We start from the raw sequence: 19,927 nt of genomic DNA, 5'->3' as shown, positions 1-19,927 counted from the left end.
CATGACGTACAGCGGCGAGGTGACGGTCGGCGGACCGGCCGACGTGCACGAGCTCAAGGACCTGATGATCACCAAGATCGCGGTCGGCCCGATGAACAACAACGCCTATCTGTTGCGCTGCCGGGCCACGGACGAGCAGTTGCTGATCGACGCCGCGGACGGGGCGGACACGCTGCTCGGGATGATCGGCGGCGACGGCATCGCGTCCGTCGTCACCACCCACCGGCACGGCGACCACTGGCAGGCGCTCGCCGAGGTCGTCTCGGCCACCGGCGCGCGCACGTACGCGGGCCGGTACGACGCCGAGGGCATCCCCGTCCCGACCGACGTACTCGTCGACGACGGTGACACCATCCGGGTGGGGCACGTGGAACTCACCGCGCGCCACCTGGTCGGGCACACGCCCGGCTCGATCGCCCTCGTCTATGACGACCCGCACGGGCATCCCCATGTGTTCACCGGGGACTGCCTGTTCCCCGGAGGTGTGGGCAACACCCGCAAGGACCCGAAGGCGTTCGCCAGTCTCCTCCATGACGTGGAGACCAAGATCTTCGCTGTCCTCCCGGACGAGACGTGGGTCTACCCGGGACACGGCAACGACACGACGCTGGGCGCGGAGCGCCCGCAGCTGCCGGAGTGGCACGCGCGCGGGTGGTGAACGGTCGCGCGGGGCGCAGGCGCATTGAGGGATGAGCCGCGCACGCGCCCCGTGTGAATCGCGCGCACCTGCCGGCGCCGTACACACACTCCCCCTCCCTGCTGGTTGAGCGGTCAACTGGTGGCAGCCCCGCGCAGGATGACGGCTCCTGGGCGGATGGGCCGCCGGCCTGTCGATCCCCGCCCTCGGCCGGCGGCCCCGGCGCAGGACGTGTTCCGGCTACGTCTGTGCCTGCCCCGCCCCCACGAGCGCCGCGACGCGCTCCACGCCGAACACGTATCCCTGCACCCCGCATCCCGCGATGACCCCGTCGGCACGCAGGGAGACGTACGAGTGGTGCCGGAACGACTCGCGCCGGTGGATGTTGGAGATGTGGACCTCCAGCACCGGCATGCCGTCGCAGGTGTTGAGGGCATCCAGGATGGCGACGGAGGTGTGCGAGTAGGCGCCCGGGTTGATCACGATCCCGCAGTGGTTCAGCCGTGCCTCGTGGATCCAGTCCACCAGCTCGCCCTCGTGGTTGGACTGGCGGAAGTCGACCGTACCGCCGTGCGCGGCCGCCGCCTTGGCGCACAGGTTCTCGACGTCGGCGAGGGTGTCGGAGCCGTAGATCTCCGGCTGGCGCTGGCCGAGCAGATTCAGGTTGGGGCCGTTGAGGATCATGATCGGGGCGTTGGCCAGGGTGCGGGGCACGGTTCCTCCGGTCCGTTCAGGGTCGGGCGGCCCGTGACGGACCGCTGCTGCGACCCGGTTTATCACGCTGCGGCGGCAGCCCACCGGGCCGTAGCCTCCCGGCATGACGAGCCCTGCCTATCCTCCCAAGCCTTCCCCCGGCGACCGCGTAGCGGTGGTCTCCCCCTCCTCCGGCCTGCCGGGGCTCTTCCCGCTCCCGTACGAACTGGGCCTGGAGCGGCTGCGCAAGCAGTACGGCCTGGAGCCGGTCGAGTATCCGGCGACCCGAACCATGGGCTCCACGCCTCGGGAGCGGGCCGACGACATCCACGCCGCCTTCGCCGACCCCGGTGTCAAGGCCGTCTTCGCGTCGATCGGCGGGGACGACCAGATCACCGTGCTGCCGTACCTGGACCGGGAGTTGATCCGGGCGAACCCGAAGCCGTTCTTCGGGATGAGCGACAACACGAACCTGCTCGCGTTCCTGCGCAACAGCGGAGTCGTCGGCTACCACGGCGCGAGTGTCATGTGTGAGCTGGGCCGGCCCGGTGCCATGCATCCGCAGACCGACGAGTCGCTGCGCGCGGCCCTGTTCACGTCCGGACCGTACGAGCTGCGGCCGGCCCGGCGGTGGCGTGACGTCGACCGGGACTGGGCCGACCCTGCCACCTTCGACGCGGAGCCCGAGACCCGGCCCGGGACCGGCTGGACCTGGGTGAACCCGGGCCGGGTGATCGAGGGCCGCACCTGGGGCGGCTGCCTGGAGATCGTCGCCTGGCTGCTGATGGCCGACCGGGAGATCGCACACGATCTGTCCGAGTACGACGGCGGTGTACTGCTCCTGGAGACCTCGGAGGACATGCCGAGCGCCACGGAGGTCTTCCGCACTCTGCGGAGCATGGGCGAACGCGGGCTGCTCCGGCGCTTCTCCGCCCTCTTGATGGGCCGGCCGAAGACATGGTCCCTGGAACGTCCCAACCCCCCGCGGGAGGCTGCTCGTTACGCGTCCGACCAGCGCGAGGCCGTGCTGCGCGCCATGCGGACCTACGCTCCCGACACCACGATCGTCTTCGACGTGGACTACGGACACACCGATCCGCAGCTGGTGATCCCCTACGGGGGCACCGTGCGGGTGGACGGTCCGGCCCGGCGCATCACCGTCACGTACTGAGTACCCCCCAACCCCTCCACGCGCCCCCGTAACCGGCTGTCACCCTGGGTAGTTGACGCGGCATGCACGACGTACGCACCGTGAGGGCACCCTCCATGCCGCGCCTGGCGGCGGCTTCGCTGGCCGGCACGGCCATCGAGTTCTACGACTTCTTCGTCTACGGGACCGCCGCGGCCCTGATCCTGGGGCCGCTGTTCTTCCCGACTTTCTCGCCGGTCGCGGGTACGCTGGCCGCCTTCGCCACCTTCGGCGTGGGCTTCGTGGCACGGCCGCTGGGGTCGGTGCTGTTCGGGCACATCGGGGACCGGCGGGGCCGGCGGCCGGTCCTCGTGGCGTCCCTGCTGCTCACCGGCGCCTCCACGGTCGCGGTGGGCTGCGTGCCGACGTACGGCACGATCGGTGTGGCCGCTCCCCTGCTGCTCCTGGTCCTGCGTTTCCTCCAAGGGCTCGGGCTCGGCGGGGAGTGGGGCGGGGCGGTGCTGCTGACGGTGGAGCACGCGCCCGCCGGGCGGCGTGCGCTGTGGTCGAGCTTCCCCCAGGTCGGTCCCGCCCTGGGGTTCCTGCTCGCCAACGGTGTGGTGCTGGGGCTGTCGGCGACGCTCTCCGAGGCGGAGTTCGCGGCGTGGGGGTGGCGGGTGCCGTTCTGGGCGGCCGGGCTGCTGGCCGTCGTGGGACTGTGGCTGCGCTCGTCGCTCGCCGAAAGCCCCAGTTTCCTCGAGCTCGACGACCACGCGCGCGTGCCGCTCGCCGAGGTCGTGCGTGACCACTGGCGCCTGCTGCTGCTGACCGGCGGGGCGCTGGCCATCGGTTACGCGATCTTCTACGCCGTGACCACCTGGTCGCTCGCCTACGGCACGGAGCGGCTCGGGGTGAGCCGCTCCACCATGCTGACCTGCATCATGGCCGCGGTGGTGGTGAAGGGCGCACTCACGCCGGCGGCCGCTCTCGTCGGTGACCGCTACGGCCGGCGCCCCCTGTGTCTGGCCGGGTGCGCGGCCGCCGCACTGTGGATGTTCCCTATGGTCGCGCTTCTCGCCACCGGCGAGCCGCTGCCGATGTTCCTCGGTTTCCTCGGAGCGATGCTCGCGTTCATCACGATGTTCGCCGTGATCGCCGCGTATCTGCCGGAGCTGTACGCGCCGCGGGTGCGCTGCACGGGCGCCGCCGTCGGCTACAACCTCGGCGGGGTGATCGGCGGCGCGCTCACCCCGGTCGTGGCGACGGCGCTGGCCGAGCAGGGCGGGCGGGTGCCGTGGGGCGTGGCCGCGTATCTGACGGCGATCGCGCTGTTCAGCCTGGGGTGCTTCGCGCTGCTGCCGGAGACGCGTCCGGTCCCCGTGGCCGCGGCGGAGGCGACCACGGGCTGACCGCCGGCTCCGGGCGCGCCGCGAACAGCCACTGCGCCGAAGCGCCGGGATCGGTGGCCGGCTGTGCGCCGAGCACCGATCCCGGTGATGGTTGTGCCTGCGCCTGGCGCGGTCAGACCTCGATGCTGTCCTTCGGGGCGTTTCCGCTCTGCCCCTGCGCCGCCTCGGCCGCCGCCTGCTTCCTCGTAGCCCGCAGGCTGGTGATCGTGGTGATGATCAGAACGGAGCAGATCACGCCGAGCGAGACCGGAATGCTGATCTCGGGGACGTGCACCCCGGACTCGTGCAGCGCGTGCAGCACCAGCTTCACGCCGATGAAGCCCAGGATGATCGACAGGCCGTAGCTGAGGTGGACCAGCTTCTTCAGCAGTCCGCCGATGAGGAAGTACAGCTGGCGCAACCCCATCAGGGCGAACGCGTTGGCCGTGAAGACGATGTACGGGTCCTGCGTCAGGCCGAAGATCGCCGGGATGGAGTCGAGGGCGAACAGTACGTCCGTGGTGCCGATGGCGAGCATCACGACCAGCATCGGGGTCATGACCCGCTTGCCGTTCTGCTCGATCCACAGCTTGGTGCCGTGGTAGCGGTCGGCCACACCGAAGCGGCGCTCGGCGGCCTTGAGCAGCTTGTTCTCCTCGTACTCCTCGTCCTCCTCGTCCGCGCGGGCCTCCTGGATGAGCTTCCAGGCGGTCCAGATCAGGAAGGCGCCGAAGAGGTAGAACACCCAGGAGAAGCTGGCGAGGATCGCCGCACCGGCGGCGATGAAGACGGCCCGCAGGACCAGGGCTATGAGGACACCGATCAGCAGCACGCGCTGCTGGTACTGGGTCGGCACCGCGAACTTCGCCATGATCAGGACGAAGACGAAGAGGTTGTCGACGCTCAGTGACTTCTCGGTGATGAAGCCCGCGAAGAACTCACCGGCCGGCTGGCCGCCGGCGAACACGAGCAGACCGAGCCCGAAGAGCACGGCGAGAACGATCCAGACGATCGTCCAGATCCCGGCTTCCTTGATCGACACGTCGTGCGGCTTGCGGCCGATGAAGAAGTCGACCGCGATCAGGGCGGCGAGGCCCGCGATCGTCAGGACCCACAGGGTCACGGAAACATCCACTGCGCCTCCGGCAGTCGTTAACGGCAAATGTCAGCGTCGTCGCTGCCGGAGGTCTCTTCCACCCAAGGATGGGCCGACGCCCCGGGATCTGGCCTGATCCGTATTGACGGGTACGCCGCAGCAGACAGGGAGTACTCCCCTCCGTGCGGACAACAGTACCGCAATCACCAAGAACAGGTAAAGCCATCGGCAAAAGAAAGGTCAAACTCCCAGGTCAGGTGAGTTTACGTGGTCTTGGTCCGGGCGGCCGCGACCTGGGTGAGCACGTGCTGGAGGACCTGGCTGCCCGCCGGTACCAGCGAGGGCTCGTACGTCCAGGCATGACCGACCCAGGGGTCGGCGAGGTAGTCGTCGGGCACCGGGGTCAGTCGCAGCAGCGAACGCCACAGCGGGTCGAGCAACGGCCCGTACGCGGAGGACTCCTCACGGTCGGCCACCATCATCAGGTGAACGCCGAAGGCGGGGCCCTCGTCGGCGAGGTAGCGCAGCTGGTTCACAGCCCGGTCGTCGAAGCCGTGCGGGAAGTCGTTGACGATCAGCAGGTGCCGGGACGTGTCGAAGCCCTGCGGAAGGGAGTCGGCGGCGCCTCCCCGTACCGCCATCTGCACCAGGTCGACCCGCTGCGTGAGCCGGGTCAGTACGTCCGCCACCCCCGCGGCGCCGAGCGCGGGCGGGGCCGGGAGCACACCGGTCCGCACCAGGGGCGCCAGCGGCCCTGCCCCCGAACCGGCCGGGTCGATGACGTGGACGGTGAGCTCACCCGCCGGGTACACGGCGAGCAGCCGGGCCGCGTGGGCGACCGCGGTCTCCACGGCGAGCCGCCCCGGGGCGTGCGCGTCGGCGAAAGAGCCGCCGGACGGCCCGGTCCGTCCGCTGTCGATCCACAGACCGCGCTCCAGCGGCAGCCGGACCAGCATCGGAATGCGGATCCGGTCGGCCTCGGGGAGACGGAGGTCGCCCAGCCGCAGGGCCATGGGAATCTCCGTCGGTACGCGGTAGGCCTGCCACACGGGGCTGTCCCAGCGGGCGTACGCCGGCGGCAGGGCCGGTTCGACGACCTCGGCCTCGGCCGTCAGCTGGGCGAGGTCACGCTCGAAGGCCTCTCTGGCCTGGGTGACGAGCTGGGCGTGCCGGGCACGGGCCGCCTCCCGGGCGGCGTCGCCGTGACCACCGAGCCGGCTTCGCGGGTCCGACAGGACCTGCCCCAGCTCCTTGTCCATGCGTGACTCGGCGAAGTCCACGGCGCCGCGGTAGGCGGCGGTGGTGCGGGCGAGGTCCTCGAACATGCCCCACACCTGGTTGTAGAGCCGCTCGTCCATGGACCAGCCGGTCGCGTCGCCCGCGACGGGCGGTGCGGGCTGTGCTGACTGCCCGGGAGCGTCCGACGGCTCGGTCCGCGGGGGCGGGGCGGCGCCCTGACGGCGCGGGTGGCTGTAGTCGATCGGGCCGCCGGCTCCGGCGGGCCGGGCGGGGACGGACGGGTCCGGCGCTCCGCCGGGGTACGCCGACGGCTGCGGTACGGGCTGCGCCGGCCCGCCTGGTGTCTGCCCGCCGTACGGGGGCATCGGGGGGACCCCGTGGGGGGTCGTACCACCCTGGTCCGGCCCGAGGGCCGGGGCCGCCGCCCTGAGGGAACGGCCGCCCTCCGCCGTACGGGGCGGGGGCGCCTGCACGGAACGGGGCGGCCCCTCGGACACCGCGCTGTTGATGACGCCGGCGAGTTCCTGGGCCTGAGGCAGACCCAGGTCGGTGAGCAGTTCGGCGAGGCCCCCCGCGTAGCCCTGGCCGACCGCCCGCACCTTCCAGGCGCCCTGCCTTCGGTAGAGCTCCAGGGCGACGACCGCCGACTCGGTGTCCAGGCCGGTGATGGTGTACCCGGCGATCTCGGCGCCGTCGAGGCCGGTGACGGCCACGAACGGAGCGGCTACGGTACCGAAACGCACCGGGCTCTGCCCGTCGGCGGGCAGGGCGAGCAGCACGCCGACACGGTGGGCGGCTTCCGGTATGGCGTCCAGGTCCACCGCGAGGCAGTGGTCGGCGGCGGCCTGCCGGGAGACCTGGAGCCCCGGCTGGGTGTGGGCGGCCGGATGGGCCACCCACTCGGCGCCGTGGGTCCTGCCGTTCTCGTCGCTGAGCGCGGCCACGGCCACGATCGGTGTGCCGGCCGAGACCCGGATCTCGAGGCGGGTCCGGGAGAGCGGGTGATTCTGTCCCCGCACCAACTCGGCCGTCATCGCCCTCGTCCCCCCTGTGTCGTTGTGTGGTTTCGGGTTCCTCAGAGGACGGGCAGGATCGCCGGCATCAGATCCTGGAAGGTACGGCCGTTGGCCGGGTTGCCCAGGGCCGTCATCGTCCAGCCCGAACCCGAGCGGTGGACCTTGGCCATGATCTGAGCCGTGTACTGGCCACCGCCGGCCAGCGTGTAGCGGGCGAGTTCCTGGCCGTTGGTCTCGTCGACCAGGCGGCAGAACGCGTTCTGCACCTCCTGGAACGTCTGGCCCGTGAAGGAGTTCACGGTGAAGACGATCTGGTCGATGTGGACCGGGACGCGCGCGAGGTCGACGAGGATCGCCTCGTCGTCCCCGCCCTGGCCGACACCGCCGACGAGGTTGTCGCCGGTGTGGCGCACCGAGCCGTCGTCGCTCACCAGGTGACGGAAGAAGACGACGTCGACCGGCTGCTTGTCCGCGAACAGGACGGCGGACGCGTCGAGGTCGATCTCTCGCGTACGGGAGCCGAACAGGCCGCGCCGGGGAGCCGCCTGCCAGCCGAGACCCATGCGCACCGCGGTCAGGCTGCCGCCGTCGTTCTTCTGCAGACTGATGGCCTGACCCTTGGTCATGTTGACGGTCACAGCTGATCCCCTCTCGAACGTCCCCTGCTGCCGCGAAGTCGCGGTTGACCAGAACCCTATGAAGGGAAGACCGACAGCGCCCTGGCCCGGGCGCACTTTGTGTCGGTCTTGCAACACGGCGCGTACAGGGCGGCCTTCAGGCCAGTCCCGCCTCCCGCATCTGACGCAGCTCCTTCTTCATCTCGGCGACCTCGTCGCGCAGCCGGGCCGCGACCTCGAACTGGAGCTCGGCGGCGGCGGCCCGCATGCGCGTGGTGAGCTCCTCGATCTGCTCGGCGAGTTCGGCAGCGGGACGGTCGGTCGGCACCGTCTCCTTGGCCCGGCCCCTGCCCTTGGCGGGCTTGGCGGCCTCGGTCGCCCTGCCACCGAGGGAGGGCACGGGAGCCTTGGTGCCTCCGCCGTCCTTCCTGCCCTTGCGGTAGCCCGAACCGAGCAGCTGCTCGGTGTCGACGTCCTCGCGGGCGATCTGGGCGACGATGTCGTTGATCTTCTTGCGCAGCGGCTGTGGGTCGATGCCCTGCTCCGTGTTGTACGCGATCTGCTTCTCCCGGCGCCGGTTGGTCTCCTCGATGGCCTTCTCCATCGCCGGGGTGATCTTGTCCGCGTACATGTGGACCTGGCCCGAGACGTTGCGCGCGGCGCGGCCGATGGTCTGGATCAGGGAGGTGCCGGAGCGCAGGAAGCCCTCCTTGTCTGCGTCCAGGATCGCCACCAGGGAAACCTCGGGCAGGTCGAGGCCCTCCCGCAGGAGGTTGATGCCGACCAGCACGTCGAACTCACCGGAGCGCAGCTCGCGCAGCAGCTCGACACGGCGCAGCGTGTCGACGTCGCTGTGCAGGTAGCGGACCTGGATGCCGAGCTCCAGGAAGTAGTCCGTGAGGTCCTCGGCCATCTTCTTGGTGAGCGTGGTGACCAGGACGCGCTCGTCCTTCTCCGTGCGCAGCCTGATCTCGTGCACCAGGTCGTCGATCTGGCCCTCGGTGGGCTTGACGACGACTTCCGGATCGACGAGGCCGGTGGGGCGGATGATCTGCTCGACGACACCGTCCGAGCGGGAGAGCTCGTAGTTGCCCGGGGTGGCCGACAGGTAGACCGTCTGGCCGATGCGCTCCTGGAATTCCTCCCACTTCAGGGGGCGGTTGTCCAGGGCCGAGGGCAGCCGGAAGCCGTGGTCGACAAGGGTGCGCTTGCGGGAGGCGTCGCCCTCGTACATGGCGCCGATCTGCGGGACCGTGACGTGCGACTCGTCGATGACCAGCAGGAAGTCGTCGGGGAAGTAGTCCAGCAGGGTGTGGGGCGGGGAGCCGGGCAGGCGGCCGTCGAAGTGCATCGAGTAGTTCTCCACGCCGGAGCAGGAGCCGATCTGGCGGAGCATCTCGATGTCGTACGTGGTGCGCATCCTCAGGCGCTGGGCCTCCAGGAGCTTGCCCTGCTTCTCCAGCTCCGAGAGGCGCTCGCCGAGCTCCTTCTCGATGTCGTTGATGGCCCGCTCCATGCGCTCGGGCCCCGCGACGTAGTGGGAGGCCGGGAAGACGTAGAGCTGCTCGTCGTCGCTGATGATCTCGCCGGTGACCGGATGCAGGGTGGACAGCGCCTCGATCTCGTCACCGAACATCTCGATGCGGACGGCCAGCTCCTCGTAGACCGGGAAGATCTCGATGGTGTCGCCGCGCACACGGAAGGTGCCGCGGGTGAACGCCATGTCGTTGCGCGTGTACTGGATGTCCACGAAGCGGCGGAGCAGCTCGTCGCGGTCGATCTCCTCGCCGACCTTGAGCGGAACCATCCGGTCCACGTACTCCTGCGGGGTGCCGAGGCCGTAGATGCAGGAGACCGAGGCGACCACGACGACGTCGCGGCGGGTGAGCAGCGAGTTGGTCGCGGAGTGGCGCAGCCGCTCGACCTCCTCGTTGATCGAGGAGTCCTTCTCGATGTAGGTGTCCGACTGTGGGACGTACGCCTCGGGCTGGTAGTAGTCGTAGTACGAGACGAAGTACTCGACCGCGTTGTTCGGCAGGAGCTCGCGGAACTCGTTGGCCAGCTGAGCGGCCAGCGTCTTGTTCGGCGCCATCACGAGCGTGGGGCGCTGGAGCTTCTCGATCATCCACGCGGTGGTGGCGGACTTGCCGGTGCCGGTCGCGCCGAGGAGGACGACGTCCTTCTCGCCCGCCTGGATGCGCCGGGCCAGCTCGGCGATGGCCGCCGGCTGGTCGCCGCTCGGCTGGTAGGGGCTGACGACCTCAATGGGCGCCACCGTGCGTTCGATGTGGGAAACGGGCCGCATGGAATCCACCGTACGACCCTGCACTGACAACGGGCTCCGATCAGCGGTTCTGCGGAGCGCGGGAGCCGCGGTGCGCCACGGCGCGGCGGGGGCGGAACCGCAGGCGGTGCGGGTTGTGGTGGTGGGTGTGCGCATGGGCGGGGACGCCCGGTCTCCGCTCGACGGGCGCGACGGTGCGCGTGCCCATGACGATCAGCGGGTCGAACATCACCACGACGCCCGCGAGGAGCAGGAAGGCGAGCGGGCCGATCAGCATCGGCGCGAGCAGGGACGCCGGTGACTCGCCCGAGGCGGGTCGGCCCGTGCCGTGCAGGTGGACGCTGAGGGCGGCCATGCCGGTGTAGTGCATGCCGGTGACGGCGAGCCCCATGACGAGGCTGGCGCCCACGCTCCACAGGAACCCCCGGACCTGGCCGGCCGCCCAGAGGGCGGCGGTGGCGGCGCCCATGGCGATCAGGACCGAGACGCCGACGGTGAAGGTGTTGTACTCCAGGTTCCCGTCGAGGCGCATGCTGGCCATGCCGAGGTAGTGCATCGACGCGATGCCCAGGCCGGTGAGGGTGCCTCCGGTGAACAGGGCCGTCCCACGGGCTCCGCGGTAGCCGACGATGAAGATCCCGACGCCCACCATGACGATCGCGATCGCCAGGCTCGCGAAGGTCATCGACTTGTCGTAGTGGATCGGAGTGCCGCGGACCGTGAACCCGATCATCGCGATGAAGTGCATGGTCCATATGCCGGAGCCGATGGCGGCCGAGCCGAGGGCCAGCCAGCCGGGGCGCCAGGACTGGGCGACGAGCATGGATCTCGTCGTGCAGCGCAGCCCGAGCGCGCCACCGAGGCATGCCATGAGGTAGGCCACCAGGGGTGTGACCAGGCCGTAGCTGAAACCGTCGACCGTGCCCTGCATACGCGGCTGCCCTCCCCGCCCTTTACGTCTCGCGATGTTCGATGTGCGCCCCCTCCCAGGACCGCGCCGGCGGTCAGGGTCGACGCAGAGAGTATGACCCCCACCGGAATGGTCGAACGACTTTCCGGCAAAGAATCACGGCCTTGCCCCAGTTGTGCGGTACCGGTGAGCGGAGTCGGGTCGTTTCCGTTCAGCCTGTGGACATCCTGCGCCCGTCCCGCGTTGACCCTCCGCTGTCAGAGTTGAGCTGTACGTGACGTGATCGCTCGACGCGAGGAGTCCGCATGCACGCGCGCGCCGCCGCCGCCTCCATCTCCGCACTCCTGGGAACCGCCGCTCTCCTCTTCCCCGTCTCCCCCGCGGCCGCCGCGCCCGGGGCCGGTACCCCGCCGCTGGTCATCGCACACCGCGGTGCCTCGGCCCACGCTCCCGAGAACACGCTGGCCGCCGTGGACAAGGCGGCCGAGCTGGGGATCCGCTGGGTGGAGAACGACGTCCAGCGGACCAGGGACGGTGCGCTCGTCGTACTGCACGACGACAACCTGCGGCGCACCACCGATGTGGAGGAGGTCTTCCCCGGCCGGGCCCCCTGGAAGGTGAAGGACTTCACCGCCGCCGAGATAGCCCGTCTCGACGCGGGCAGCTGGTTCGGCCCCGCCTACGCGGGCGCGCGCGTACCGACGCTGGAGCAGTTCGTGCACCGTGTCGAGCGGCATCACCAGAAGCTGCTCCTGGAGATCAAGAACCCGGAGCTGTATCCGGGCATCGAGCGGCAGACGCTCAAGGTCCTCAGCAACGAGGGCTGGCTCGACTCGTCGCATCTGTCGGGCCGGCTGATCGTGCAGAGCTTCAGCGCGGGCAGCGTGCGGACGGTGCACGAGCTGAAGCCCGGGGTGAAGACGGCTCTCCTGGGAACACCGCGGGTGGCGGACCTCCCGGTCTGTGCCGGGTTCGCCGACCAGATCAACCCCTCGCACAGCACACTCTCCTCGGCGTACGTCGCCACGGTCCAGTCGTTCGACGGGCCGCACGGCAGGCCGCTGGAGGTCTTCACCTGGACGGTGGACGACGCGGCGACGGCCCAGCGGGTCGCCCGGTACGGCGTCGACGGGATCATCACGAACAGGCCGGACGTGGTGCGGGAGGCCGTGGGCGGATGAGCCGCTGCGCGGGGGTCGGCCGCCGCGGCCGGCACGCCACCCGGACGGTCGCCGGCGACCCGGCCCGTCCGGGAAAGCGGGGCGTTGTCAGTGGTGGGTCGTACCGTGGGCGCATGGACAGTCAGGGACAGGCCGAACCGCGGGTGGTGTGGGCGGTCGTCGACAGCGGGATCGGGCCGTTGCTGCTGGCCGCCAGTGGGGACGGCCTGGTCAACGTGGTTTTCCATGCCACTGACGCGGTGCGGGACCGGGCCGTCCAGCGACTGGCCGCGCGGTTCGGCACCGAGCCCGCCGAGGCGCCCGGCTCCCCGCTGCTGGCAGAGGCAATACGTCAGGTCGAGGACTACCTCGCGGGTGAGCGCCGTGACTTCGACCTGCCGCTGGACTGGTCGCTGATCTCCGGCTTCAACCGGGAGGTCCTGCGCGAGCTGGCCTCGGACGTGCCCTACGGCACCGTCGTCGGCTACGGCGACCTGGCCCGGCGGGTCGGTCAGCCGGGTGCGGCCCAGGCCGTGGGCATGGCGATGGGCGCCAATCCGCTGCCGGTCGTGGTGCCCTGTCACCGGGTCGTCGAGAGCGGCGGCGGCATCGGCGGCTTCGGAGGCGGCCTGGAGACCAAGCGGAGGCTGCTCGCCCTGGAAGGGGTGCTGCCCGAGCCTCTCTTCTGAGGTCCCGGCCCCGGTCAGTCGTAGTGCCGCGCCTCGAAGACGTTGCCGTCCGGGTCGCGGAAGTAGAAGCTGCGCCTGGCCTTGCCCCGGGCCCCGAAGGAGTCGTACGAGAGGTCCGACACCGGTACGGAGCGCTCCTGGAGGCGGCTGAGGAGGGCGTCGAATTCGCCGTGGGGCAGCGAGAGGCAGACGTGGTTGACGGGGTGACCGGCGCTGTCGGCGGCACCGGGCAGCATCGTCATGTGTTCCGCGAAGGTCAGCGGCATGAGGTCGAGGATGGTCTCGTCGTTGACGCGCACGGAGGGGAAGGGCGCCTCGCCCGCGGCGAACTCGGTGAGTCTGAGCGTCTCCAGTCCGACGGCCTTCTCGTAGAAGTCGGCGGCGGCGACCGGGTCGCGCACCCAGAGGACGACGTGGTCAAGACGTGCTGTGTGGTCCGTCATGCACTCAAGGCTGGTGACGTCCCCGACGGCCCGCAAGGGTTTGGCGCGGCGCGCCGCCCGCCAGAGATGAGGGAGACCGACTGACCTACTGACAGGAGGCAGGCGCGTGGTGCTGGTGGTGTCCGAAGAAGTGCGGGAGGCGGTTGCCGCGCGTCGCCCCGTGGTGGCCCTGGAGTCCACGATCATCGCCCACGGGCTGCCGCGCCCGCGCAATCTGCGGGTGGCGCTGGAGCTGGAGGCGACCGTGCGGCAGGAGGGCGCGGTGCCGGCCACGATCGCCGTGCTGGACGGGCGGCCCCACGTCGGACTGGACAAGGAGCAGCTGGAGCGCGTCGCGAACGAGGACGGGATCCGCAAACTGGGCCACCGGGACCTGCCGCCGGCGGTGGCTTCCGGGGCGAGCGGGGCGACCACGGTGTCGGCGACCGCGCTGCTGGCCGCGCTGGCGGGCATCCGGGTGTTCGCGACGGGTGGGCTCGGCGGGGTGCACCGGGAGTGGACGGTGACGCAGGACGAGTCGGCCGATCTGGGGCTGCTGGCGCGGACGCGGATCACTGTGGTGTGCGCCGGAGTGAAGTCGATCCTGGATGTGCCGGCGACGTTGCAGCGGCTGGAGACGCTGGGTGTCGCGGTGGCCGGTTACGGCACGGACCGGTTCCCCGGCTTCTATCTGTCCGATTCGGGGCATCCGGTGGACTGGACGCTGCGGACGCCGGAGCAGGTCGCGGACGTCATGCGGGCGCAGGACGCGCTCGCCGGGCCGGAGTCGGCGCTGATCGTCGCCAATCCCGTCCCTCAGGCGGAGCAGCTCGATCCGGAGCTGCACGCGCGTGTGCTCGCGGACGCGTTGCAGGCGTGCGAGACGGAGGGGGTCAGCGGCCAGTCGGTCACGCCCTTCCTGCTCGATTACCTTGTGCGGCACACCGACGGGGCCTCCCTGAGCGCCAACCTGGCGGCGGTCCGCGGCAACGTACGACTGGCGGCGCGGATCGCGGCGGCCTGGGCCCGGGGATGAGCGGGGCCGCCCGCACGGGGCACGTGGCCCGTTCGGCGGGGGCCGGTGCGCTGCTGGTGGTCGGGGACGTCATCACCGACGTCGTCGCGCGGCATCGGGGACCGCTCGCGGCCGGGACGGACACGGCCGCCTCGATTGGAACGGTGCCGGGCGGGGCCGGCGCCAACGTGGCGTGCTGGGCCGCGCACCGGGGTGCGGCGGAGGTGCGGCTGCTCGGGCGTGTGGGGGCGGAGGCCGCTGCCTGGCACGAGCGTGAACTGCTGACCCATGGGGTGGCTCCGCGGCTCGTGGTCGACCCCGAGGTGCCGACCGGCACGGTGATCTGTCTGGTGGACGGGGGCGCTTCGGCGGAGCGGACGTTCCTCACCGACAGCGGCGCGTCGCTGCGGCTGGGAGCCGCCGACTGGTCGGACGCGTTGCTCGACGGGGTGGCCCGGCTGCATCTGTCGGGCTATCTGCTGTTCTCGGAACCGAGTCGCGGCCTGGTGGCGGTGGCGGTGCGGGCCGCACGCGCGCGTGGTGTGCCGGTGAGCCTGGACCCGGCGTCGGCCGGCTTCCTCGGGCAGCTGGGCGCCGGGCGCTTCCTCGCGCTCGTCGAGGGCGTGGACGTCCTGCTGCCGAGCCGGGACGAGGCGTGCCTGCTGACGGGTCTGGCCGACGCGGCCGAGGCGGCGGCGGAGCTGAGTCTGCGCGTCCCGTTGGTGGTCGTCAAACAGGGCCACGAGGGGGCGGTGGTGGCCCGCTCGGGGAAGGTGTCCGCCCGCGTTCCCGCCGTACCGGCGACGCCACGGGACACCACCGGCGCCGGTGACGCCTTCACCGGCGCGTTCCTCGCCGCGCTGCTCTCGGGTGCGGGCCCCGAGGAGGCCGCGGAGGAGGGCTGCCGGGCGGGTGCGAGGGCGGTCGAACGGGTGGGCGGCAGACCGCCCCCGCCGGATTGACGACCGCCCGCCCGGCGGACCACAGCCGGCCGGGCACCCGCCCCGGGCCGGGCCGCCACCCGGGACGGCTCACCGGCCCCGGGCGGGCTGCTGCCGCATCCCGGCCGTGCCAACCACCCGAAGGCGAACTGCCGCATACCGGCCCCGCCCACCGCCCGAAGGCGAACTGCCAGGATGAACTGGTGGCTATGGACGATCCGGCCTCTCGGGTCCGACCCAGCGGCCGGAGACGAGGCCAGGCCGCGGGCCGAACCGACGACCCCAGACAACCCGGCACCCGCAGGCCGGATCAAACAGCCCAGGACAAGTCCTGCCCGAGAAGAACTGACGGCCTCGGCCGGGACGGCCCGAGCCGCACGGCTCCTGTGGCTACGGCTTCCGCCCCCACGCCGAGACCATCGGAGCCGTCGTCAGGTCGAGGGTGCCGGACGCGACGTTCGCGAGGTGGCGGTCGATGTCCTGGTCCGTCGCGTGGCCCGCGGTGACCAGCTGGTCCCGGATCTGGCGGATGGTGACGGCCTCCAGGGCGGCACAGGCCGGCGAGGCGAGGGGGAAGTAGGCGTCTGCCTGGACACGGGTCAGGCCGGTTTCCCGGAGCAGGCGTGGGAGGGTGCGGCCACAGGGAAGGTCGGTGCCGCGGTCGGTGAGCAGTCGCCGGAAGCCCTGCCGCAACCGGTTCGCGAGCTGTTGCTCCGGGCCGTGCTCGTCAGGGCAGAGCAGGGGCTGCAGGGTGGGGTCGGCGTCCTCGACGAGGAGGCGGCCGCCGGGGCGCAGCGCCTTGGCCAGGGTCCGCAGCGCCCGCTCCCGGTCGGCCACCTGGACGAGCGCGAGGCGGGCGTGCACCAGGTCGAAGTCCTCTCCCGGCGGGACCCGTCGGCAGAGGTCGTGCACGAGCGTCTGGACGGGCGGCCGGGGCGCCGGAGCGAGCCGTGAGGGGTCGGGGTCGGTCACCACGACCCGTCCGGTCGGGCCGACCTTCTTCGCCAGCCAGGACACCACGGAGACGTTGCCGGCCCCGACCTCCCAGCACCGCCAGCCGGATCCGACTCCGAGCGCTTCGAGATGCCGGAACGTCGTGGGGTCGAAGAGAGCGGCGAAGGCGCTGTAGTGCTCTGCCGCCTCGGTCTGCCGGTTGTCGAGGAGGTACCCATCGGTTCGCATCATGCCGAGATCATCCCAGTTGCCCGACTTGTCCACTGTGGTCGACGCTCCGGAACGGAGAACCGCACGGCACCGGCACGGCGTCGATGTCATCGTCCACAGCCGGGAACAAAGCGGAAGGAGCCGTTTCCACAGGCTTACCCGCAGCTCACGCGGGCCTGGCAGACTGGCGCGCCAAGGCGCGGGAACAGCGCGAGGAGACCCACGCGGGGAGATCCAAGATGTCCATGGCAGGGAATCTGCGGAAGGTCACCGGACTCGGTGGGGTCGGCGGCCTCCGCAGGGTGGCTCGGCTGGCCCGGCGGCGCCCGCGCGTCGACCTGAGTCACCCGGCCCGCTCCCCACTGGGCTCCTCGGTGGTGAACTGCGTGATGTACCGGGACGGGGTGCGCACCCCCGTGCGCGGCGATCTGGTGGAGGTCGTGGAGCAGGTGCGCAAGAGCCGGGAGGGCTTCGTCTGGCTCGGCCTGCACGAGCCCACCGACCGGGAGTTCGCGGGCATCGCCGAACTCTTCGACCTGCACCCGCTGGCCGTCGAGGACGCCGTCGAGGCCCATCAGCGCCCGAAGCTGGAGCGGTACGGCGAGACGCTGTTCGCGGTGTTCAAGACCGTCTGCTACGTGGAGCACGAGGAACTCACGGCCACCAGCGAGGTGGTGAACACCGGGGAGATCATGGTGTTCGTCGGCCACGACTTCGTGATCACCGTGCGGCACGGCCGGCACGGCTCGCTGGGCCCGCTGCGCGAGGAGCTGGAGTCCGATCCACACCAGCTGGCCAAGGGCCCGTCCGCGGTGCTGCACGCGATCGCGGACCATGTGGTGGACGACTATCTGACCGTCACGGACTCGGTGCAGATGGACATCGACCAGGTCGAGACCGACGTGTTCGCGGAGACCGGCGCCCGGGCGGACCCGGGGCGCATCTACCAGCTCAAGCGTGAACTCCTGGAGCTGAAGCGGGCGGTGGTGCCGCTCAGCCGGCCGCTGGAGGACCTGGCAACGCGGCCCATCCGGGCGGTCGACCCGGAGATACAGGCGTACTTCCGCGACGTCTCGGACCATCTGCTGCGGGCGAAGGAGCAGATCGCCGCTTTCGACGAACTGCTCAACTCCATCCTCCAGGCGCACCTCGCGCAGGTCACGGTCGCGCAGAACGAGGACATGCGGAAGATCACGGCGTGGGCCGCGATCATCGCCGTGCCGACGATGGTCTGCGGTGTGTACGGCATGAACTTCGACCACATGCCGGAACTGCACTGGCGCTACGGCTACGGCATGGTCATCGGCGTCATATCCGTCGCGTGCGTGACGCTGTACCGGGCTTTCCGGCGCGGCGGCTGGCTCTGAGGACGGCCGGGGCCCGCGGGGTGCCCGCGGATGCCCCGCGGGGTCAGCCCGGCACGGTCCTGGCGTAGACGCCCTCGGCCCAGGAGGCGATCTGGTCGTCGGCCAGGTGCCGGACCAGGTCGGACTCGCTGATCATGCCGACCAGACGCTTGTCCTGGATGACGGGAAGCCGGCGGATCTGGTGCTCCCGCATCTCGCGGAGGACCTCGCCGACATCGGCGTCGGCGTCGATCCAGCGAGGGGTGCCCTTGGCCATCTCGCCCGCCGTGACCCTGGCCGGGTCGTGGCCCGTCGCGACGCAGCCGACGACGATGTCGCGGTCCGTGAGGATCCCGCAGAGCCGCTCGTTCTCGTCGCTGATGGGCAGGGCGCCGACGTTCAGTTCACGCATGAGCTGGGCGGCGCGGTCGAGGGTCTCGTGGGCGGGGATCCACTGGGCGCCGCGGTGCATGATGTCTCCGGCGGTGGTCATGAAGTACCTCCCGGTGCCGGACGGCCGGCGCGGCACGGGACGCACCGCGAGTCCCGGCGTCCTTCATTCTCGCGGCGTCGCCCGGCCCCCGCACACGGAGCGGCGCCCAGGCAGGCCGGCGGCACCTCAGCCGCCCCACGCCGGATGGCGCGGATCGTCGGCCCGCACCAGGACGTCGGCCGTCTCCGCGGGGCCGGTCTCCCGCTCATAGCGCTCGAAGGCCGGGAGGGTCCAGTGCTCGTCCTGGGGCGTGCGGCGACGCAGAGCACCCGGCGACAGCCGGACGTGGACGCTCAGATCGAAGGGGAACCAGTGCCGAAGGAGGAACGGTCCGTGCATCAACAGCACGCCACCGGGCGGGAGCTGGACGTAGGGGCTGCGGGTGGCCCGGTCCGCCGCCGGATCCCACAGGTCGGGCAGGACCCGACCGTCGCCGCCGGCCTCGAGCGGGCCGAACACCTCGCGCCAGAGGGCGCCGGTGTCGTACCAGCCGCTGTAGTAGGACTCCACGTCCCGGTGGCCGTACTCCAGTCGCACGGAGGCGGGGCGCAGAAAGCCCTCGGTGCCGACGACGAGCGAGGAGCGGCCGCGTACGCGCAGTGCCTCACGGACGCGCTGGGCGAGATCTCCCGGGCGGGCGGCCGGGGCGCCGTCGAAGGCGACGCGCGGCCAGGGACTGCCGTCGGCGGGCTTCAGGTCGAGCAGACGTTCGGCGAGCAGGTCGCCGAGCCGGTCCCAGGTGATCGCTTCGAGTCGCACACGGCCCATGATGCGACAGCCGCGGCCCGACGGAGGTGTCGCGGCTCCCAGGGGGAATGCACCACACATGGTCCCGCGCGCGTCGCTCCCGCCCTCCTTCGGCCTTCTCACCTTCCAGCCCCTCAAGAGGCGGCACTGCGCCGAGTGCCGGCGGGGGCCGCTGCCTCTGCTGGTCCTGGGGGACGGTGCCTCGCGGTGTCTCGACTGCGCCGACCTCGGGCATCTGGTGTTCCTGCCGAGGGGCGACACCGCGCTGACGCGCAGATCGCGGGAGGAGAGCGGGCTGTCGGCGGTGGTGGTGCGGTTCAACCGGCGCAAGGGCCGTTACGAGCGGCAGGGTGTCCTGGTCGAGGAGGCGGCGCTCGCGCGGGCCGAGCAGCGGTGTCTGGCGGACGCCGAGGCGCGACGGCGGCGCCGGGTACGGGACGCGCGACGGCGCGCGGCTCAGGACGAACTGTTCGCTCAGGCGTTCGCGGCGGAGATACGGCGGCTGTTTCCCGGCTGTCCGGCCGCGCGGGCCCGGGACATCGCCGCGCACGCCTCGGAGCGGGGCAGCGGGCGAGTGGGCCGCAGTGCGGCGGGCCGGGCCCTGACCGAGGGGGCGGTGACCGCCGCGGTCGTGGCGTCCGTACGGCATCTGGACACACCGTACGACCGGCTGCTGATGAGTGGTGTGCCACGGCACGAGGCGCGGCGGCGGATCGCACCGTTGGTGCGGACGGTGCTGCGGGGGTGGGCCGAGGCGGGGCTCGGTTCGGCGGGGTGACGGGGCCGCGCACGGGAGCCGGCCGCGCGGCTCCTCGGCAGGTCGCCGCGCCGGTGCGCCCGGTCGGCCGTACGGTGACGCGGGCGCGTCGAGCGGGCCCCTCCGCGCCCGGTCCGTACTCTCGGCGTGCCGGGTGTCGCGGGCGGGACTTCGCGGACACCCC

At 71.4% G+C, this 19,927-nt stretch carries 19 protein-coding genes; 9 read left to right on the top strand and 10 right to left on the bottom strand.

Annotated elements, in window-relative coordinates; all coding sequences use genetic code 11:
- Nucleotide 1: 1 nt before the first annotated feature.
- The gene (locus IE212_RS26465; protein WP_190200466.1) at nt 2–658 is read left to right on the top strand and encodes an MBL fold metallo-hydrolase; all 657 of its coding nucleotides are present in this window, start codon (nt 2–4) and stop codon (nt 656–658) included.
- A 219-nt stretch (nt 659–877) separates the two neighbouring features.
- Here the strand turns inward: IE212_RS26465 and aroQ are convergent, their stop codons facing one another.
- Nucleotides 878–1,351 carry a type II 3-dehydroquinate dehydratase gene (gene aroQ / locus IE212_RS26460; protein WP_190200465.1) on the bottom strand — a complete coding sequence of 158 codons (474 nt, stop codon included), beginning with the start codon at nt 1,349–1,351 and terminating at the stop codon, nt 878–880.
- A 103-nt stretch (nt 1,352–1,454) separates the two neighbouring features.
- Between aroQ and IE212_RS26455 the strand changes: the two genes are divergently transcribed.
- Nucleotides 1,455–2,501, top strand: coding sequence for a S66 family peptidase (locus IE212_RS26455; RefSeq protein WP_190200464.1), 1,047 nt, complete (start codon nt 1,455–1,457; stop codon nt 2,499–2,501).
- A 62-nt stretch (nt 2,502–2,563) separates the two neighbouring features.
- On the top strand, nt 2,564–3,868 hold the full coding sequence (locus IE212_RS26450) for an MFS transporter (protein WP_229864590.1): 1,305 nt from the start codon (nt 2,564–2,566) through the stop codon (nt 3,866–3,868).
- 112 nt (nt 3,869–3,980) lie between these two features.
- Here the strand turns inward: IE212_RS26450 and IE212_RS26445 are convergent, their stop codons facing one another.
- The 5 genes from IE212_RS26445 to IE212_RS26425 form a co-directional block, all read right to left on the bottom strand.
- Nucleotides 3,981–4,982, bottom strand: a complete 1,002-nt coding sequence (locus tag IE212_RS26445) for a TerC family protein (protein ID WP_190200463.1) — start codon at nt 4,980–4,982, stop codon at nt 3,981–3,983.
- Nucleotides 4,983–5,206: 224 nt separating this feature from the next.
- Nucleotides 5,207–7,216 carry a TerD family protein gene (locus tag IE212_RS26440; RefSeq protein ID WP_190200462.1) on the bottom strand — a complete coding sequence of 670 codons (2,010 nt, stop codon included), beginning with the start codon at nt 7,214–7,216 and terminating at the stop codon, nt 5,207–5,209.
- Nucleotides 7,217–7,257: 41 nt separating this feature from the next.
- A complete protein-coding gene (locus tag IE212_RS26435) occupies nt 7,258–7,836 on the bottom strand; it encodes a TerD family protein (protein WP_094052638.1) in 579 nt (192 codons plus the stop codon).
- 136 nt (nt 7,837–7,972) lie between these two features.
- The gene (uvrB, locus tag IE212_RS26430) at nt 7,973–10,120 is read right to left on the bottom strand and encodes an excinuclease ABC subunit UvrB (protein ID WP_190200461.1); all 2,148 of its coding nucleotides are present in this window, start codon (nt 10,118–10,120) and stop codon (nt 7,973–7,975) included.
- A 40-nt stretch (nt 10,121–10,160) separates the two neighbouring features.
- A complete protein-coding gene (locus IE212_RS26425) occupies nt 10,161–11,030 on the bottom strand; it encodes an MHYT domain-containing protein (protein WP_190200460.1) in 870 nt (289 codons plus the stop codon).
- Nucleotides 11,031–11,314: 284 nt separating this feature from the next.
- Between IE212_RS26425 and IE212_RS26420 the strand changes: the two genes are divergently transcribed.
- Nucleotides 11,315–12,190, top strand: coding sequence for a glycerophosphodiester phosphodiesterase (locus tag IE212_RS26420; RefSeq protein ID WP_190200459.1), 876 nt, complete (start codon nt 11,315–11,317; stop codon nt 12,188–12,190).
- A gap of 113 nt (nt 12,191–12,303) precedes the next feature.
- Nucleotides 12,304–12,858 carry a methylated-DNA--[protein]-cysteine S-methyltransferase gene (locus IE212_RS26415; RefSeq protein ID WP_190200458.1) on the top strand — a complete coding sequence of 185 codons (555 nt, stop codon included), beginning with the start codon at nt 12,304–12,306 and terminating at the stop codon, nt 12,856–12,858.
- A gap of 14 nt (nt 12,859–12,872) precedes the next feature.
- Here the strand turns inward: IE212_RS26415 and IE212_RS26410 are convergent, their stop codons facing one another.
- Nucleotides 12,873–13,301: a VOC family protein gene (locus IE212_RS26410; RefSeq protein WP_190200457.1), complete on the bottom strand. Its 429-nt coding sequence runs from the start codon at nt 13,299–13,301 to the stop codon at nt 12,873–12,875.
- Nucleotides 13,302–13,407: 106 nt separating this feature from the next.
- Between IE212_RS26410 and IE212_RS26405 the strand changes: the two genes are divergently transcribed.
- Complete coding sequence (locus tag IE212_RS26405; RefSeq protein WP_190200456.1) at nt 13,408–14,316, top strand: pseudouridine-5'-phosphate glycosidase; 909 nt, start codon at nt 13,408–13,410, stop codon at nt 14,314–14,316.
- Entirely contained in the window at nt 14,313–15,257 is a 945-nt protein-coding gene (locus IE212_RS26400; protein ID WP_190200455.1) for a carbohydrate kinase family protein, read from the top strand. Before IE212_RS26405 ends, IE212_RS26400 begins: the two co-directional genes overlap by 4 nt.
- Before the next feature lie 369 nt (nt 15,258–15,626).
- On the opposite strand, the gene IE212_RS26395 is transcribed toward IE212_RS26400, so the two are convergent.
- Nucleotides 15,627–16,421 carry a methyltransferase domain-containing protein gene (locus tag IE212_RS26395; protein ID WP_190200454.1) on the bottom strand — a complete coding sequence of 265 codons (795 nt, stop codon included), beginning with the start codon at nt 16,419–16,421 and terminating at the stop codon, nt 15,627–15,629.
- A 218-nt stretch (nt 16,422–16,639) separates the two neighbouring features.
- On the opposite strand from IE212_RS26395, the gene IE212_RS26390 reads away from it, so the two are divergent.
- On the top strand, nt 16,640–17,767 hold the full coding sequence (locus IE212_RS26390) for a magnesium and cobalt transport protein CorA (protein WP_190200453.1): 1,128 nt from the start codon (nt 16,640–16,642) through the stop codon (nt 17,765–17,767).
- Nucleotides 17,768–17,810: 43 nt separating this feature from the next.
- On the opposite strand, the gene IE212_RS26385 is transcribed toward IE212_RS26390, so the two are convergent.
- Together IE212_RS26385 and IE212_RS26380 are read right to left on the bottom strand one after the other, a co-directional pair.
- Nucleotides 17,811–18,239, bottom strand: coding sequence for a CBS domain-containing protein (locus IE212_RS26385; RefSeq protein ID WP_190200452.1), 429 nt, complete (start codon nt 18,237–18,239; stop codon nt 17,811–17,813).
- 126 nt (nt 18,240–18,365) lie between these two features.
- Nucleotides 18,366–19,007, bottom strand: coding sequence for a nucleoside/nucleotide kinase family protein (locus tag IE212_RS26380; protein ID WP_190200451.1), 642 nt, complete (start codon nt 19,005–19,007; stop codon nt 18,366–18,368).
- Between the two features lie 58 nt (nt 19,008–19,065).
- Between IE212_RS26380 and IE212_RS26375 the strand changes: the two genes are divergently transcribed.
- Nucleotides 19,066–19,764, top strand: a complete 699-nt coding sequence (locus IE212_RS26375) for a DUF2293 domain-containing protein (protein ID WP_190200450.1) — start codon at nt 19,066–19,068, stop codon at nt 19,762–19,764.
- Nucleotides 19,765–19,927 lie beyond the last annotated feature (163 nt).

This window comes from Streptomyces djakartensis (genome assembly GCF_014651075.1).
GTDB classification, from domain to species: domain Bacteria; phylum Actinomycetota; class Actinomycetes; order Streptomycetales; family Streptomycetaceae; genus Streptomyces; species Streptomyces djakartensis.
This window is presented reverse-complemented; position numbering and strand designations above follow the sequence as displayed.

What these genes read in the sequence shown, in the direction of transcription:
- IE212_RS26380 (WP_190200451.1), bottom strand. Translation starts at nt 19,007, where the DNA reads ATGGGCCGTGTGCGACTCGAAGCGATCACCTGGGACCGGCTCGGCGAC.
- IE212_RS26415 (WP_190200458.1), top strand. Translation starts at nt 12,304, where the DNA reads ATGGACAGTCAGGGACAGGCCGAACCGCGGGTGGTGTGGGCGGTCGTC.
- IE212_RS26455 (WP_190200464.1), top strand. Translation starts at nt 1,455, where the DNA reads ATGACGAGCCCTGCCTATCCTCCCAAGCCTTCCCCCGGCGACCGCGTA.
- uvrB (WP_190200461.1), bottom strand. Translation starts at nt 10,120, where the DNA reads ATGCGGCCCGTTTCCCACATCGAACGCACGGTGGCGCCCATTGAGGTC.
- IE212_RS26385 (WP_190200452.1), bottom strand. Translation starts at nt 18,239, where the DNA reads ATGACCACCGCCGGAGACATCATGCACCGCGGCGCCCAGTGGATCCCC.
- IE212_RS26395 (WP_190200454.1), bottom strand. Translation starts at nt 16,421, where the DNA reads ATGATGCGAACCGATGGGTACCTCCTCGACAACCGGCAGACCGAGGCG.
- IE212_RS26420 (WP_190200459.1), top strand. Translation starts at nt 11,315, where the DNA reads ATGCACGCGCGCGCCGCCGCCGCCTCCATCTCCGCACTCCTGGGAACC.
- IE212_RS26450 (WP_229864590.1), top strand. Translation starts at nt 2,564, where the DNA reads ATGCACGACGTACGCACCGTGAGGGCACCCTCCATGCCGCGCCTGGCG.
- IE212_RS26375 (WP_190200450.1), top strand. Translation starts at nt 19,066, where the DNA reads ATGGTCCCGCGCGCGTCGCTCCCGCCCTCCTTCGGCCTTCTCACCTTC.
- IE212_RS26440 (WP_190200462.1), bottom strand. Translation starts at nt 7,216, where the DNA reads ATGACGGCCGAGTTGGTGCGGGGACAGAATCACCCGCTCTCCCGGACC.
- IE212_RS26400 (WP_190200455.1), top strand. Translation starts at nt 14,313, where the DNA reads ATGAGCGGGGCCGCCCGCACGGGGCACGTGGCCCGTTCGGCGGGGGCC.
- IE212_RS26390 (WP_190200453.1), top strand. Translation starts at nt 16,640, where the DNA reads ATGTCCATGGCAGGGAATCTGCGGAAGGTCACCGGACTCGGTGGGGTC.
- IE212_RS26410 (WP_190200457.1), bottom strand. Translation starts at nt 13,301, where the DNA reads ATGACGGACCACACAGCACGTCTTGACCACGTCGTCCTCTGGGTGCGC.
- IE212_RS26465 (WP_190200466.1), top strand. Translation starts at nt 2, where the DNA reads ATGACGTACAGCGGCGAGGTGACGGTCGGCGGACCGGCCGACGTGCAC.
- IE212_RS26425 (WP_190200460.1), bottom strand. Translation starts at nt 11,030, where the DNA reads ATGCAGGGCACGGTCGACGGTTTCAGCTACGGCCTGGTCACACCCCTG.